12 protein-coding genes are annotated in these 14013 nt (G+C 65.0%); 4 read left to right on the top strand and 8 right to left on the bottom strand.

What is annotated here, in order from left to right:
- Positions 1-12: 12 nt before the first annotated feature.
- The 5 genes from tpiA to B0E49_RS06445 all read right to left on the bottom strand — a co-directional run bounded on the left by tpiA (position 13) and on the right by B0E49_RS06445 (position 5690).
- On the bottom strand, positions 13-762 hold the full coding sequence (gene tpiA / locus B0E49_RS06465; protein ID WP_077561370.1) for a triose-phosphate isomerase: 750 nt from the start codon (positions 760-762) through the stop codon (positions 13-15).
- A gap of 4 nt (positions 763-766) precedes the next feature.
- A complete protein-coding gene (locus B0E49_RS06460; protein ID WP_077561369.1) occupies positions 767-1753 on the bottom strand; it encodes an NAD(P)H-quinone oxidoreductase in 987 nt (328 codons plus the stop codon).
- A 61-nt stretch (positions 1754-1814) separates the two neighbouring features.
- Positions 1815-3959: a polyribonucleotide nucleotidyltransferase gene (gene pnp, locus B0E49_RS06455; protein WP_077561368.1), complete on the bottom strand. Its 2145-nt coding sequence runs from the start codon at positions 3957-3959 to the stop codon at positions 1815-1817.
- Between the two features lie 207 nt (positions 3960-4166).
- The gene (rpsO, locus tag B0E49_RS06450) at positions 4167-4433 is read right to left on the bottom strand and encodes a 30S ribosomal protein S15 (RefSeq protein WP_077561367.1); all 267 of its coding nucleotides are present in this window, start codon (positions 4431-4433) and stop codon (positions 4167-4169) included.
- Between the two features lie 84 nt (positions 4434-4517).
- Complete coding sequence (locus B0E49_RS06445; RefSeq protein WP_077561366.1) at positions 4518-5690, bottom strand: pyridoxal phosphate-dependent aminotransferase; 1173 nt, start codon at positions 5688-5690, stop codon at positions 4518-4520.
- Positions 5691-5818: 128 nt separating this feature from the next.
- On the opposite strand from B0E49_RS06445, the gene B0E49_RS06440 reads away from it, so the two are divergent.
- Positions 5819-6088 (top strand): hypothetical protein, encoded by a 270-nt coding sequence (locus B0E49_RS06440; RefSeq protein ID WP_077561365.1) that lies wholly within the window; start codon positions 5819-5821, stop codon positions 6086-6088.
- Here the strand turns inward: B0E49_RS06440 and B0E49_RS06435 are convergent, their stop codons facing one another.
- Positions 6089-7372, bottom strand: coding sequence for a branched-chain amino acid ABC transporter substrate-binding protein (locus B0E49_RS06435; RefSeq protein ID WP_077561364.1), 1284 nt, complete (start codon positions 7370-7372; stop codon positions 6089-6091).
- A 95-nt stretch (positions 7373-7467) separates the two neighbouring features.
- On the opposite strand from B0E49_RS06435, the gene B0E49_RS06430 reads away from it, so the two are divergent.
- Positions 7468-7839: an Hsp20/alpha crystallin family protein gene (locus B0E49_RS06430; RefSeq protein WP_077561362.1), complete on the top strand. Its 372-nt coding sequence runs from the start codon at positions 7468-7470 to the stop codon at positions 7837-7839.
- Positions 7840-7963: 124 nt separating this feature from the next.
- Here B0E49_RS06430 and tsaD read toward each other — a convergent pair whose 3' ends face one another.
- Positions 7964-9016, bottom strand: coding sequence for a tRNA (adenosine(37)-N6)-threonylcarbamoyltransferase complex transferase subunit TsaD (gene tsaD / locus B0E49_RS06425; RefSeq protein ID WP_077561360.1), 1053 nt, complete (start codon positions 9014-9016; stop codon positions 7964-7966).
- Positions 9017-9174: 158 nt separating this feature from the next.
- Between tsaD and B0E49_RS06420 the strand changes: the two genes are divergently transcribed.
- The gene (locus tag B0E49_RS06420; RefSeq protein WP_077561358.1) at positions 9175-9720 is read left to right on the top strand and encodes a Dps family protein; all 546 of its coding nucleotides are present in this window, start codon (positions 9175-9177) and stop codon (positions 9718-9720) included.
- A gap of 35 nt (positions 9721-9755) precedes the next feature.
- On the opposite strand, the gene B0E49_RS06415 is transcribed toward B0E49_RS06420, so the two are convergent.
- The gene (locus tag B0E49_RS06415) at positions 9756-11147 is read right to left on the bottom strand and encodes an MFS transporter (RefSeq protein WP_077561356.1); all 1392 of its coding nucleotides are present in this window, start codon (positions 11145-11147) and stop codon (positions 9756-9758) included.
- Positions 11148-11537: 390 nt separating this feature from the next.
- Between B0E49_RS06415 and nirB the strand changes: the two genes are divergently transcribed.
- The gene (gene nirB, locus B0E49_RS06410; protein WP_077561355.1) at positions 11538-13994 is read left to right on the top strand and encodes a nitrite reductase large subunit NirB; all 2457 of its coding nucleotides are present in this window, start codon (positions 11538-11540) and stop codon (positions 13992-13994) included.
- Positions 13995-14013: the final 19 nt, after the last annotated feature.

Below are 14013 nucleotides of genomic sequence, written 5' to 3'. Positions count from 1 at the left end.
AGCATCAACCGCTTACCCTTTGCGGGCTGCAGTAATAATTTTCAAAAAATCCGGGGCACTCAAAGAGGCGCCGCCAATCAGGCCGCCGTCAATGTCGGGCTGGGCCAGCAGTTCGGCCGCGTTGGCGGCATTCATGCTGCCGCCGTACAAAATCGCTATTCCGGCGGCCTGCTCGCAGGCGTCGGCCAGCTGCGCGCGCAGCACGGCGTGCACCTGCTGCGCCTGCTGTGGCGTGGCGGTCTTGCCGGTACCAATGGCCCACACCGGCTCGTAGGCCAGCACGATGTCGCCGATGCGCGGGCCGGTGGCGGCGATCACCGCAGCCAGCTGGCGCGTGACGGTGGCCTCGGTCTGGCCTGCGTCGCGCTCGGCCAGGGTCTCGCCGACACACACGATCGGCGTGATGCCGGCTTCCAGCGCGCGCTGTGCCTTGGCGGCCACCACGGCATCGGTCTCGCCGTGGTACTGGCGCCGCTCGGAGTGGCCCACGATCGCATAACGCACGCCGAAATCCTTCAGCATCGCGGCGGACACTTCGCCGGTGTAGGCACCGGCCTCATGCGCAGATATATCCTGCGCTCCCAAATTGATAGCGCCACTCGCAAGCAAGGCATTGGCTTGCGCCAGATAAGGCGCCGGAACGCAGACCGCCACCGCGCAGGCGGGCGAGCCCAGGCCGGCCAACACGGCCTGCAATAGCGCCTGATTGGCAGCCAGGCTGCCATTCATCTTCCAGTTTCCGGCGATGAGCTGCTTCGTCACGCGATCACCATGTCAAAACGATCTTGCCCACATGCTGATTCGACTCCATCAGCGCATGCGCCTGGGCAGCCTGCGCGGCCGCGAAGGTGCTGTGAATCACCGGCTTGATGCGGCCGTCCTCGATCAGCGGCCAGACGTTCTTGCGCAAGGCCTGCGCAATTGCCGTCTTGAACGCCACGGGGCGGGCACGCAGCGTGGAGCCGGTCACCGTGAGCCGGCGGCGCAGCACCAGCCCGGCGTTGATCTCGCTCTTGACGCCGCCCTGCACCGCGATGATGACGAGACGGCCGTCCTCGGCCAGGCAGTCGATTTCGCGCGCCACGTAGCTGCCGGCCACCATGTCGAGAATCACATTCACGCCCAGGCCGCCCGTGAGCTTCTTGGCCTCTTCGGCGAAGTCGGACGTTTTGTAGTTGATCGCATGGTCGGCGCCCAGCGCCAGGCACGCCGCGCACTTGTCGTCGCTGCCAGCCGTGACGATCACCGTCGCGCCCAGCGCCTTGGCCATCTGGATGGCCGTGACGCCGATGCCGCTCGAGCCGCCCTGGATCAGCAGCGTCTCGCCGGGTTGCAGGCGACCGCGGTCGAACACGTTGCTCCACACGGTAAAGAACGTTTCAGGCAGCGAAGCGGCCTGCACATCGCTCAGCCCCTGGGGCACGGGCAGGCACTGGCCGACAGGCGCCACGCACAGCTCGGCATAACCACCCCCGGCCACCAGCGCACACACGCGGTCACCGACCTTGAAACCAGCCTGTGCCATCGCGCTCGCGTCGCCGCTCTCGATCACGCCGGCCACTTCCAGCCCCGGAATATCCGAGGCGCCGGGCGGCACCGGGTAGTTGCCGGTGCGTTGCAGCACATCGGGCCGGTTCACGCCGCAGGCCGCCACGCGGATCAGCAACTCGCCCGCGCCGGCCACCGGTGCATCGCGCTCGCCCGCACGCAGGACCTCAGGCGCGCCAAAGGCTGTGATTTCAATCGCTTTCATGATCTTTTAACCTCGTAGCCCTTGGTGCAAGGGCGTTATTAGCTATATTTTCAATAGCAAATCACGACGGGTTGACGGCACCCGGATGATCGGCGCCATAGCCAGGCTGCGCCGGACGGTCCAGCAGCGCCTTCATCGACAGCTTGATGCGGCCCTTCTCGTCGGTCTCCAGCACCTTGACCTTGACGATCTGGCCCTCGGTCAGGTAGTCGGAGACCTTCTCGACGCGCTCGTTGGCGATCTGGCTGATGTGCAGCAGGCCGTCCTTGCCCGGCAGCAGGTTGACCAGCGCGCCGAAGTCCAGGATCTTGGTGACCGGGCCTTCGTAGACCTTGCCGATCTCGACCTCGGCCGTGATCTGCTCGATGCGCTTCTTCGCCGCTTCGGCCTTTTCCGGGTCGGTCGAGGCGATTGTGATGGTGCCGTCTTCGTCGATGTTGATCTGGCAGCCGGTCTCTTCGGTCAGCGCACGGATCACGGAGCCGCCCTTTCCGATCACGTCGCGGATCTTCTCGGGGTTGATCTTCATCGTGAACAGGCGCGGCGCGAAGCTGGAGACTTCGGCCTTGGCCTCGCCCATGGCTTCCTGCATCTTGCCCAGGATGTGCATGCGCGCTTCCTTGGCCTGCGCCAGCGCGACCTGCATGATTTCCTTGGTGATGCCCTGGATCTTGATGTCCATCTGCAGCGCCGTGATGCCGTTGGTGGTACCGGCCACCTTGAAGTCCATGTCGCCCAGGTGATCCTCGTCACCCAGGATGTCGGTCAGCACGGCAAAGCGGCTGCCGTCCTTGATCAGGCCCATGGCGATGCCGGCCACGTGCGCCTTCATCGGCACGCCGGCGTCCATCAGCGACAGGCAGCCGCCGCAGACGGAGGCCATCGACGAGGAGCCGTTGGACTCGGTCACTTCGCTCACCACGCGCATGGTGTAGGGAAATTCGTCCTTGCTCGGCAGCACCGCCACGAGGGCGCGCTTGGCGAGTCGGCCATGGCCGATTTCGCGACGCTTGGGGCTGCCGACGCGGCCGGTCTCGCCGGTGGCGAACGGAGGCATGTTGTAGTGCAGCATGAAGCGGTCTTCGTAGTCGCCGGACAGCGCGTCGATGCGCTGCGCATCGCGCTCGGTGCCCAGGGTCGTGACCACCAGCGCCTGCGTTTCGCCGCGCGTGAACAGCGCCGAGCCGTGGGTGCGCGGCAGCACGCTGTTGCGGATTTCGATTGGCCGCACGGTGCGCGTGTCACGCCCGTCGATGCGCGGCTCGCCGGCCAGAATCTGGTTGCGCACGATGCGCGCTTCGATGTCGAACAGCAGGCCTTCGACGGCCACGGTGTCGAATTCAACACCCTCGGCCTTCAGACCCTTCATCACCCAGGTGTAGGTTTCGCGCGTGGCATGGGTGCGCGCCTGCTTGTTGCGGATCTGGTAGGCCGCAGCCAGCTTTTCTTCGGCCAACGCAGCCACTTTGGCGATCAGCACTTCGTCCTTGGCCGGAGCCCTCCAGTCCCACACCGGCTTGCCGGCGTCGCGCACCAGCTCATGGATCGCATTGATGGCGATGCGGCTCTGCTCGTGGCCGAACACCACGGCACCAAGCATGATTTCTTCGGACAATTGCTTGGCTTCCGATTCGACCATCAGCACGGCGGCTTCGGTACCGGCCACCACCAGGTCCATGCTCGAGTCCTTGCGCGCGGTCTGGCCGGGGTTGAGCACGTATTCGCCGTTGATGTAACCCACGCGGGCCGCACCGATCGGGCCGCTGAACGGAATGCCGCTGACGCACAAAGCCGCGCTGGTCGCGATCATGGCTGCAATGTCGGCGTCCACTTCGGGGTTCAGCGACAGGGTGTGGATCACCACGTGCACTTCGTTGAAATAGCCTTCGGGAAACAGCGGACGGATAGGGCGGTCGATCAGGCGGCTGGTGAGGGTTTCAAACTCGCTGGGGCGGCCCTCGCGCTTGAAGAAGCTGCCGGGAATCTTGCCCGCGGCATAGGTTTTTTCAAGGTAATCGACGGTCAGCGGGAAAAAGTCCTGGCCGGCCTTGCCCTCGGTCTTGCCAACCACGGTGGCCAGCACCACGGTGCCGTCGATGTCGAGCAGCACGGCGCCGCTGGCCTGGCGCGCGATTTCGCCGGTTTCCATGGTGACGGTGTTGGCACCCCACTGGAAGGTCTTGGTGACTTTGTTAAAGATGGTCATGAGGATGGCTCCTGAAGAATCCGGCGCATGAGGCTGCACCAATGGCCCGGAGTCTGGCGGTCAGAACACGATGCCATTCCAGAAAAAATCACGCAAAACTCCTGATTTCTTCTGGAATGACACAGCGCGCATTCGTATTGCCCGGCTCCGAAGTAAAAAACGCCTGAGCTAGTGAACTAACTCAGGCGCTTGCATTCAATGGACCGCTTATTTGCGCAGACCGAGTTTGGCGATCAGCGCGACGTAACGGTCGTGGTCCCTGGAATTCAGATAGTCGAGCAGCTTGCGCCGGCGGCTCACCATGCGCAGCAGGCCACGGCGGCCATGGTGGTCCTTGGCGTGGGTCTTGAAGTGGGGGGTGAGCTCGTTGATGCGGGCGGTCAGCAGGGCCACTTGCACTTCGGGACTGCCCGTGTCGGTGGCGCTGCGCGCGTTGGCCTTGACAACTTCGGCCTTGATACTGGATGCGATCATTTCAATTTTCCTGTGAATGTTTGACTTGCGTCGGTAGCTGGAACTGCAGCCGACGTGCGCCTTGCACTGTGCAAAACCTGTCAATTATAACCTGAGCCAGGTTTTAAGCCGGTCCACACCCTGCTCCAGCCGCTGCAGGTCCTTCGAGGCGAAGCACCAGCGCAGCCAGCCCTGGGCCTCGGGCGCAAAGGCATTGCCCGGCGCCAGCCCCAGCCCGGCCTCGGTCACCAGCCGTTTGGCAGTAAGCAGGGAGTCACCATGGCCTTCCAGGCCGAAGAAGGCATACATCCCGCCCCGGGCCGGCGCCACCTGCACGCCGGGCACGGCCTGCAGCAGCGGCACCAGCGTATCGCGGCAGGTCTTGAGGTGCGCCACCACGCGCGGCGTGACCTCGGCCGTGCGCTCCAGCGCCACCACGCCCGCGCGCTGGGTGAAGACGCTGGCGCACGAGGTGTTGAACTCGATCAGCTTGCCCATGTGGTGCGTCATGGTGGGCGGCATCACCAGCCAGCCCAGACGCCAGCCGGTCATGAGGAAACTCTTGGAAAAGCTGTGCACCACCACCAGCCGGTCCTCGGGCGTGGTCACATCCAGAAAGCTCGGGGCGCTGCCGTTCGCGGTGTCGCCCGCGTAGTACAGGCGCTCGTACACCTCGTCGGCCAGAATCCAGGTGCCGGTGCGGCGGCAGTGTTCGACGATGGCCTGCTGCTCGGCACGCGTCAGCGTCCAGCCGGTCGGGTTGTTCGGTGCGTTGAGGATCAGCAGCTTCGTCGTCGGCGTGATGGCGGCGAGCAGCGCGTCCAGGTCCAGCGACCAGGCGCCACGGTCCGGGCCGCGGGGCACCGGCCGCAGCGGCACACAGCGCAGCTTCGCGCCCAGGATCAGGGGCTGCGCCGTGAGGTTGGGCCAGACCGGCGTGAGCGCCACCACCTCGTCGCCCGCGTCGATCAGCGCCTGCATGGCAAGCATCAGCGCATTCACGCCGCCCGAGGTGATCGCGATACGCTCTGCCGCGACCTTGCCGTGCAGCGTGCTCATGTAGCCGGCGACCGCCTCGCGCAACTCGGGCAGGCCCAGGTTGTGCGCATAGAAGGTTTCGCCGCGCTGCAGCGAGTCGATGGCCGCCTGCCGGATGAAATCGGGCGTGACCTCGTCACTCTCGCCAAACCAGAAGGCCAGCACGTCGCTGCGGCCCATGCCGGCATTGGCAACTTCACGGATTTTGGATTCTTCGAGGTTCTGGATGGCTTGACGCATGATCGGGCAGACAGAGGTGCAGGGGCAACGGGGTGTCTATTGTCGCCGACACGCCCGCAGCAGCTCGGGCGATGGTGCTGCCGCTATGATGGTTTTACCGGCAGCATCCATGCCGGCAGGGAGATTGCATGTATTCCAGGATTCCACAGGTTTATCGTCCCGGCAACGCCATTGCCGTACTGTGCGCTGCCGCACTGCTGTGTCTGGGCGCCAACGCCGCCGAGACCAAGGGCAAAAAAGGCGGCGCGCAGACCACGCACGCGTCCAAGGACAAAAAGGCCGGGCGCATCAGGTTTGAAAAAGGCTCTGGCGAAACCCGCGCCGAGCGCGACCGGCGCCTGCAGCGCGAGTGCAAGGGCATGCCCAACGCGGGCGCCTGCCTGGGCTACGGCTCGTAGTCAGGACGGACGCGCCATGCGACATGTCGTGGGCTGCTCGGCCTGCGCTGCGCTGATTTGCCGGATCACACGAAAGCCGTAGCCCGAGCCTTCGACGTCGAACTTCACGCCGGGCGTGCCCTGGCGCTCCATCAGGCCCACCACCAGCGGCTGCTGGAACTGGTGGTCGAGCGCGCGCATCGCGCCGGTTTGCCCCCCCAAACTGACGCGAGCCCGCTCCAGCTGGTTCGCCACCGCGATTGAATGGGTAGTGCCCGCCTTTTCGATCGCCTGCGCCAGCGCCAGCATCATGAGCTGCATGCGCATTTGCACATAGTCGTCCGCCGGTTTCGGGAAGCGCTGGCGGAACGCCTGGTAAAACGCCTCGCTGGCGCTACCCTGCACGTTGGGCAGCCAGTCCGCCACGGCGATGACCTTGCCCACGCCCGCCTCGCCAATGGCGGCCGGTGCGCCCAGCGCATTGCCGTAAAAAGTGTAGAACTTGCCGTCGAAACCCACCTCTTTGGCGGCCTTGACCAGCAAGGTCAGGTCGTTGCCCCAGTTGCCGGTGATGACGGCCTGCGCGCCGCTGGCCTTGATCTTGGTGACGTACGGCATGAAGTCCTTGATGCGGCCCATCGGGTGCAGCTCGTCACCCACGATCTGCACATCGGGGCGCTGCACACCCAACTGGCGCCGGGCCTCGCGCAACACGGCCTGGCCAAAGCTGTAGTCCTGGCCGATCAGGTACACGCGCTTGAGGGACTTGTCGTCCTTGATCACCTGCATCAACGCGGCCATGCGCATGTCGGCGTGGGCATCGAAGCGAAAGTGCCAGAAGCTGCACTTCTCGTTGGTCAGGATCGGGTCGACCGCCGAGTAGTTGAGAAAAATGACCTGCTTGTCGGGCTCGCGCTCGTTGTTCTTGTTGATCGCGTCGATCAGCGCCGCGGCAACGGCCGACGAGTTGCCCTGCATCACAATCTGCGCGCCGTCGTCGATGGCCGAGCGCAGGGCCGACAGCGCCTCTTCGTTCTGGCCCTTGTTGTCGTAGCGATCGAGCTGCAGCGGCCGGTGGCCACCCGCGGCTTCGGGCAGCTTCACACCCCCGCGTGCGTTGACGCGTTCCACCGCCCACAGCAGGTTGCGGTACACAGCCTCGCCGGCATTCGCAAACGGGCCGCTCAGGCCCTCGATCAACGCGATCTTGATGGGGCCGCCTTGCGGCGCTTGCGCAAAGGCCGCAGCCGGCGCACATAGCGCCACGGTGAGGGAATTCAAGAGTCGGCGACGCGAAATATTCATGGGGGAATTTGCCTTGAAAACAAACGCATCGCACCTAGATTCGATGCATGCGGCAATCGATGTTGAAAGCCGCGCAGTTTACTAGGAGTTCCACCATGTTCTTTACCCCTGTCGCCCCCGCAGTTTTGCGCCGCACCGCCTATGCCCCGTCGCTGGAGCGCTTTCTCGACGACACGCTGCTCGCCGCCCGTCAAAAGGGTTATTCGATCGAGCAGGACGACAAGACCGTCACCATGAGCTTCGACATGCCCGGCGTTGCGAAGGAGCAGTTGTCCATCGGCATCGAAGGCAACGTCGTGCGCATCGAGAGCCTGGAAGGCGCCCCGCGCCGCTACAAGGCCGCGTATGAGCTGCCGCAGGACATCGACGTCGCCGCCAGCGATGCCAAACTGGAAAATGGCGTGCTCACGCTGAAGCTGACGAAGAAGGTGCCGGTGAGCAACGTCACGCAGCTCGCCATCAACTGAGTTGCTACTCCGGCATTTCGTCATTCACGCGAAGGCGGGAATCTACGGTTCGCATGCACTGGATTCCCGCCTTCGCGGGAATGACGACACAACGCCTTGTGCATCGGGGCTGTCGGCTGTTTATTTATAAACTCCGGCTCAGGGAGTTCAGCGGCCAGCGCGGTTTTACGTCGAATGCGTAAGCCTCGCTGGCCGCTTGCTGACCGGCTTGCAGGCGCATCGCGGCCGCCAGCGCAATCATGGCGCCGTTGTCGGTGCACAAATGGAGTTCGGGGTAGTGCACGCGCACGCCCACAGCAAGGCACGCCGCATCGAGCTGCAGCCGCAAACTGCGGTTGGCGCCGACGCCGCCCGCCACCACCAGCCGCTTCAAGCCCGTCTGGCGCAGCGCCGCCAGCGACTTCTTCACCAGCACCTCGACGATCGCGGCTTGCGTCGATGCGGCCAGATCGGCCTTGCGCGCTTCGAGTTGATCGCCCAGCTTTTTGGCCTGCACCAGCACCGCCGTCTTGAGTCCGGCAAACGAAAAATCCAGATTGCCGCTGTGCAATAACGGGCGCGGCAATTTGAAGGCGGCCGCGTCGCCGTGCTCGGCCAGTTTTGACAGCGCAGGGCCACCGGGATAGCCCAGGCCCATCAGCTTGGCCGACTTGTCGAAGGCCTCGCCCGCCGCGTCGTCGATCGACTCGCCCAGCAGCTCATAGTGCCCGACGCCATCGACCCGCATCAGCTGCGTATGGCCGCCCGACACCAGCAGCGCCACGAACGGAAACTGCGGCGGATCAAGACTCAGGAACGGCGACAGCAAGTGCCCCTCCAGGTGATGCACGCCGAGCACCGGTTTGCCCAGCGCCGCGCCGAGCGCGCAGGCCACGCCCGCACCGACCAGCAGCGCGCCGGCCAGCCCGGGACCGCGCGTGTAGGCCACCACATCGACCTCGGTGAGCGCGCGGCCAGCTTCACCCAGCACTTTTTGCGTGAGCGGCAGCACGCGGCGAATATGGTCGCGGCTCGCGAGCTCGGGCACCACGCCGCCGTAGGCCTGGTGCATCTCGATCTGGCTGTGCAGCGCATGCGCGCACAGCACGGGCACGCCGGGGCCGCGCGTCTCGACCAGGGCCACGCCGGTTTCATCGCACGAGGATTCGATACCCAGCACCAACAGATTTGCCGTCATGGCACCGAGTTTAGGGGCAAGCGCCCTGCCCCTCGGGTGTGCGCCGGGTTTCTGCGCAAGTGCAATCCCTGCGACACTGCACAGCGACACAAAATGGGAGTATGTTGATGCTCCGCGCCGCAGGTCGGGGCGGCTCATTGATTGAAAAGGAAATCTCCATGAAGAAGAATTCAGCAAGCAAGACCGAGTCTCTCAAGGCCCGGCAGAAGGCGCCGCTGGCCACGCCCAGCGACCTCAGGGCTGCCGCGACCCGGGACATCACCGGCGCCATGAATGCCATCCTGGCGGACGTGTACGCGATCTACCTCAAGACCAAGAATTTTCACTGGCACATGAGCGGGCCGCACTTCCGCGACTACCACCTGTTGCTGGACGAACAGGGTGACCAGCTTTTCGCCATGGCCGACCCGATCGCCGAGCGCGTGCGCAAGGTGGGCGGCACCACGCTGCGCTCCATCGGCCAGATCGCGCGCACCCAGCGCGTGCTGGACAACGATGCCGACTACGTGGAGCCGCAGGACATGCTGGCCGAGCTGCGCGAGGACAACAAGACGCTGGCCGCGAGCCTGCGCGAGGCCCATGGCGTGTGCGAGGAGCACAGCGACATCGCCACCGCCAGCCTGATCGAAGTCTGGATCGACGAGACCGAGCGGCGCACCTGGTTCCTGTTCGAGGCCAGCCGCCAGGGCTCCGGCCCGGCCTGAGCTGGCGCCACCACACCCCACGCGGTCTGCCGGATTTACTTCATTGCGGTCGCCATCCCCAAGGCGGGCGGCCGCGCGCCCTGTGCATGCCCGGGTATCGCCCACGCCATCCACTTCTGGCGCAGGACGGCGACCAGCACGAAGGCGAGCGCCGCGATGGCGCCGAAGGTGACAAACCCCATCTGGTAGCTGCCGGTGCTCTGCTTGGCGATGCCCATCACGACGGGCAGGTAGAAGCCCCCAATGCCACCGGCCGCGCCAATGATCCCCGTCATCACGCCGGTCTTTCCTTGCCAGCGATGCGGCACCAGCTGGAAGGTCGCGCCGTTGCCCAGTCCGAAGCAGGTGTAGAGACCGAGCAGCAATACCACGCCCCCGGCCAGCGGGGGCATGGTGGCCGCGAAGGTGAAGTCGAGCACCGAGATGCCCGCCAGCAGGAAGAGCAACGCCCGCACGCCCGTCACCCGGTCGGCGATCAGGCCGCCGAAGGGGCGCAAGATGGCGCCGGTAAAGGCCATCAGCGCCATCAGCAGGCCCGCATTGATCTTGGACATTTGGTACAGGCTGGTGAGCAGCAGTGAGACATAGGACGACATGCCGACAAAGCCACCGAAGGTGATGCTGTAGACCAGCATGATCACCCAGGTGTCGCGCTCGGCCAGTACGGCGCGGTAACGTTGGGGCAGCACCGCGACGGCCATGAGGGCGCCCAAGAAAGGCAGCAACAGCAGCCCGGCCTTGCCACCACCGAGAGCCCCCGCATGCACGAGCAGCACCATGCCGATCAACCCGAACAGGGTCACCGCGAAGCCGCCAAACGCCGGCAGGGGACTGCCCGTCTTGGGGCTGCGATCCTTCGCCCAGAAGAAAATCGCGAGGGAAGTCAACGCCAGCAAGGGCAAGGCCGCAGCGGTCGCCTTCTGCCACCCGAACGCACCGGCCAGTGTCGGGAACATGAAGCCGTCCAGCACGGCGCCGATGTTGCCCGCCGCCGCGAGCCCCAGCACCAGGCCCTGCACCCGGGGCGGGTAGTTGCTGCCGGCCATCGGCAAAGCAACGGCGAAGCTGGCGCCGCCCATGCCCAGAAACACTCCGAGCACCAGCAGCATCAGGTACGAGGGTGCGCCCGGCGTCAAGAGCAGAACAAAGGCAGGGATGGCGGACAGCAGAACGCCCATCTGCGCGATGTTTCGGCCATCCACCGACTGAAACAGGTTCCCCAAAGTGACGCGAAGAATCGCGGCTGCGAGCACGGGCACCGCCACCAGAAATCCCTGCTCCGCCGGGGACATCGCGATGTCCTTGCTGATAAAGGGGGCCAGCGGACCCAGCATGACCCAGACCGTGAAGCCCGAGTCGAAATAGAGAAAACAGGCCAGCAACGCCCGCCAGTCTCCGCTCTTGAGTGAAGCAATGACATTCTTCATGGATAGTCCTCTATGAATAAAAACTGCGCATCACGCCCCGCCCCGGGCGCAGCATCAAGACGGGATTGAGTGCTTGCACAGGCTCTGAGCAAGATGTACGCCAGGCGCCTTCGAAATCGCGCGAGGCCCTGATGGACAAGGGCGTGCGGCCCATAGCAAATCACCCTGCGTCAGTTCGTGACCGACGATCCCGGAGCACCACGACGAAGCCGGTCGGCGAGTCGATACCGCGTTGCAAGCGCATGCACCACGGGCAGGCATGTTTCCCGTCCAGATTGGTGCAATGCAACAAACAGGAGCGCAGCCAGCATGGCGGGCCCGCACTGACCATGGCGCGGCGAACTGGCACGGGACTTGCGGATGTAGTCCAACTCGTTACGGAGACACAGTATGAAAAAGTCCAGGCTGGTGATGGTGGGCAACGGCATGGCCGGGGTTCGCACCATCGAGGAATTGCTCAAGATCGCGCCCGAGCTCTACGACATCACGGTGTTCGGCGCCGAGCCACACCCCAACTACAACCGCATCCTGCTGTCACCGGTGCTCGCGGGCGAGCAGACGCTCGACGAGATCGTGCTCAACTCCTGGGACTGGTACCAGGAGAATCACATCACGCTGCATGCCGGCAAGAAGGTGGTGGAGGTCGACCGCGTGCACCGCATCGTGCGCGCCGAGGACGGCACCGAGGAGCCGTACGACCGCCTGCTGATGTGCACCGGCTCGAATCCGTTCATCCTGCCGGTGCCGGGCAAGGATCTGGAGGGCATGATCGCCTACCGCGACATCGCCGATACCAACGCGATGATCGAGGCCTCGCAGAAATACAGGCGCGCGGTCGTCATCGGCGGCGGCCTGCTGGGACTGGAAGCGGCCAACGGCCTGATGCTGCGCGGCATGGACGTGACCGTGGTGCATGTGATGCCCTGGCTGATGGAGCGCCAGCTCGACGATGTGGCGGGCAGGCTGCTGCAGAAATCGCTGGAAGACCGCGGGCTGAAATTCATGATCGGCGCGCAGACCGAAGCGCTGATCCCCGACCGGGATGGGAGGGTCATGGCCATCCGCTTCAAGCCTGCCCCGGGCCGCGACCCGGGGGACGGCACCGAGCTGCCGACCGACCTGGTCGTGATGGCGGTCGGCATCCGCCCCAACACCGAACTGGCCGAAACGATGCGACTGCACTGCAATCGCGGCATCGTGGTGGGCGACACCTTGCAGACCGTGACCGACGCGCGCATTTACGCCGTGGGCGAATGCGCGGCGCACCGCGGCATCGCCTACGGCCTGGTGGCGCCGCTGTTCGAGCAGGCCAAGGTGGCGGCGAATCACCTGGCGCAGTTCGGCATCGGCCGCTACACCGGCTCGCTGACCTCGACCAAGCTCAAGGTCACGGGTATCGACCTCTTCTCGGCCGGTGAATTCATGGGCGGCGAAGGGACCGAAGAGCTGGTGATGAGCGATCCGTTCGGCGGGGTCTACAAGAAGCTGGTGATCAAGGACGACAAGCTGGTCGGCGCCTGCCTGTACGGCGACACGGTGGACGGCAGCTGGTACTTCAAGCTCTTGCGCGACGGCCGCAGCGTGCATGACATCCGCGACAAGCTGATGTTCGGCGAATCCAACATCGGCGACAGCGGCCATGAAGGCCACAGCAAGGCCGCTTCCATGCCGATGGAGGCCGAGGTCTGCGGCTGCAACGGCGTCACCAAGGGCACCATTTGCAAGGCGATCAAGGACAAGGGCCTGTTCACGCTCGACGAGGTACGCAAGCACACCAAGGCCAGCGCGAGTTGCGGCTCGTGCACCGGGCTGGTCGAGCAGATTTTGATGGCCACGGCCGGCGGCGACTACTCGGCCACGCCGAAGAAGAAAGCCCTGTGCGGCTGCACCGAGCACAGCCACCAGGAGGTGCGCGAGGCCATCCGGGCGCACAAGCTGCTGGCGATTGCCGACGTGTTCCACTTCATGGAGTGGCGCACGCCGAACGGCTGCTCAATGTGCCGCCCGGCCGTCAACTACTACCTGCTCTCGACCTGGCCCAAGGAGGCCAGGGACGACCCGCAAAGCCGCTACATCAACGAGCGCAGCCACGCCAACATCCAGAAGGACGGTACCTACAGCGTGATCCCGCGCATGTGGGGCGGCGAGACCACGGCCAGCGAGTTGCGCCGCATCGCCGACGCGGTCGACAAATACAAGATCCCGACCGTCAAGGTCACGGGCGGCCAGCGCATCGATCTGTTGGGCGTGAAGAAGGAAGACCTGCAGAACGTCTGGAAGGACATCGGCATGCCCTCCGGCCACGCCTACGCCAAGGCGCTGCGCACGGTGAAGACCTGCGTCGGATCGGAGTGGTGCCGCTTTGGCACGCAGGACAGCACGCAGATGGGCAAGGACCTGGAGCGCGCGCTGTGGCGCATGTACGCGCCGCACAAGGTCAAGCTGGCGGTGAGCGGCTGCCCGCGCAACTGCGCCGAATCGGGCATCAAGGACGTGGGCGTGATCGGCGTCGATTCGGGCTGGGAAATCCATGTGGGCGGCAACGGCGGCATCAAGACCGAGGTCGCGCAGTTCCTGGTGAAGGTCAAGACCGCGCAGGAGGTGCTGGAGTATGCCGGCGGCTTCCTGCAGCTGTACCGCGAGGAAGGCTGGTACCTGGAGCGCACCGTGCACTACATCCAGCGCGTCGGCCTCGACTACGTGAAGCGGCGGATCCTGGACGACGCCGAGGGCCGCAAGGCGCTGTGGGAGCGCCTGCAGTTCAGCGTGGATGGCGAACCCGATCCGTGGTTCGAGACCGACAAGGCGGGCGTGGACACGCGGCAGTTCGCGCCGCTCACGGTCTGACCACCGGATATTGAATGAA

Source organism: Polaromonas sp. C04, from assembly GCF_002002705.1.
Lineage (GTDB): Bacteria > Pseudomonadota > Gammaproteobacteria > Burkholderiales > Burkholderiaceae_C > Rhodoferax_A.
The sequence above is the reverse complement of the archived record's forward strand: the minus strand, read 5'-3'. Positions and strand labels throughout refer to the sequence as shown.

What these genes read in the sequence shown, in the direction of transcription:
- B0E49_RS06420 (WP_077561358.1), top strand. Translation starts at nt 9,175, where the DNA reads ATGAAGAAGAATTCAGCAAGCAAGACCGAGTCTCTCAAGGCCCGGCAG.
- B0E49_RS06415 (WP_077561356.1), bottom strand. Translation starts at nt 11,147, where the DNA reads ATGAAGAATGTCATTGCTTCACTCAAGAGCGGAGACTGGCGGGCGTTG.
- B0E49_RS06435 (WP_077561364.1), bottom strand. Translation starts at nt 7,372, where the DNA reads ATGAATATTTCGCGTCGCCGACTCTTGAATTCCCTCACCGTGGCGCTA.
- B0E49_RS06445 (WP_077561366.1), bottom strand. Translation starts at nt 5,690, where the DNA reads ATGCGTCAAGCCATCCAGAACCTCGAAGAATCCAAAATCCGTGAAGTT.
- nirB (WP_077561355.1), top strand. Translation starts at nt 11,538, where the DNA reads ATGAAAAAGTCCAGGCTGGTGATGGTGGGCAACGGCATGGCCGGGGTT.
- B0E49_RS06460 (WP_077561369.1), bottom strand. Translation starts at nt 1,753, where the DNA reads ATGAAAGCGATTGAAATCACAGCCTTTGGCGCGCCTGAGGTCCTGCGT.
- tsaD (WP_077561360.1), bottom strand. Translation starts at nt 9,016, where the DNA reads ATGACGGCAAATCTGTTGGTGCTGGGTATCGAATCCTCGTGCGATGAA.
- B0E49_RS06440 (WP_077561365.1), top strand. Translation starts at nt 5,819, where the DNA reads ATGTATTCCAGGATTCCACAGGTTTATCGTCCCGGCAACGCCATTGCC.
- pnp (WP_077561368.1), bottom strand. Translation starts at nt 3,959, where the DNA reads ATGACCATCTTTAACAAAGTCACCAAGACCTTCCAGTGGGGTGCCAAC.
- rpsO (WP_077561367.1), bottom strand. Translation starts at nt 4,433, where the DNA reads ATGATCGCATCCAGTATCAAGGCCGAAGTTGTCAAGGCCAACGCGCGC.
- B0E49_RS06430 (WP_077561362.1), top strand. Translation starts at nt 7,468, where the DNA reads ATGTTCTTTACCCCTGTCGCCCCCGCAGTTTTGCGCCGCACCGCCTAT.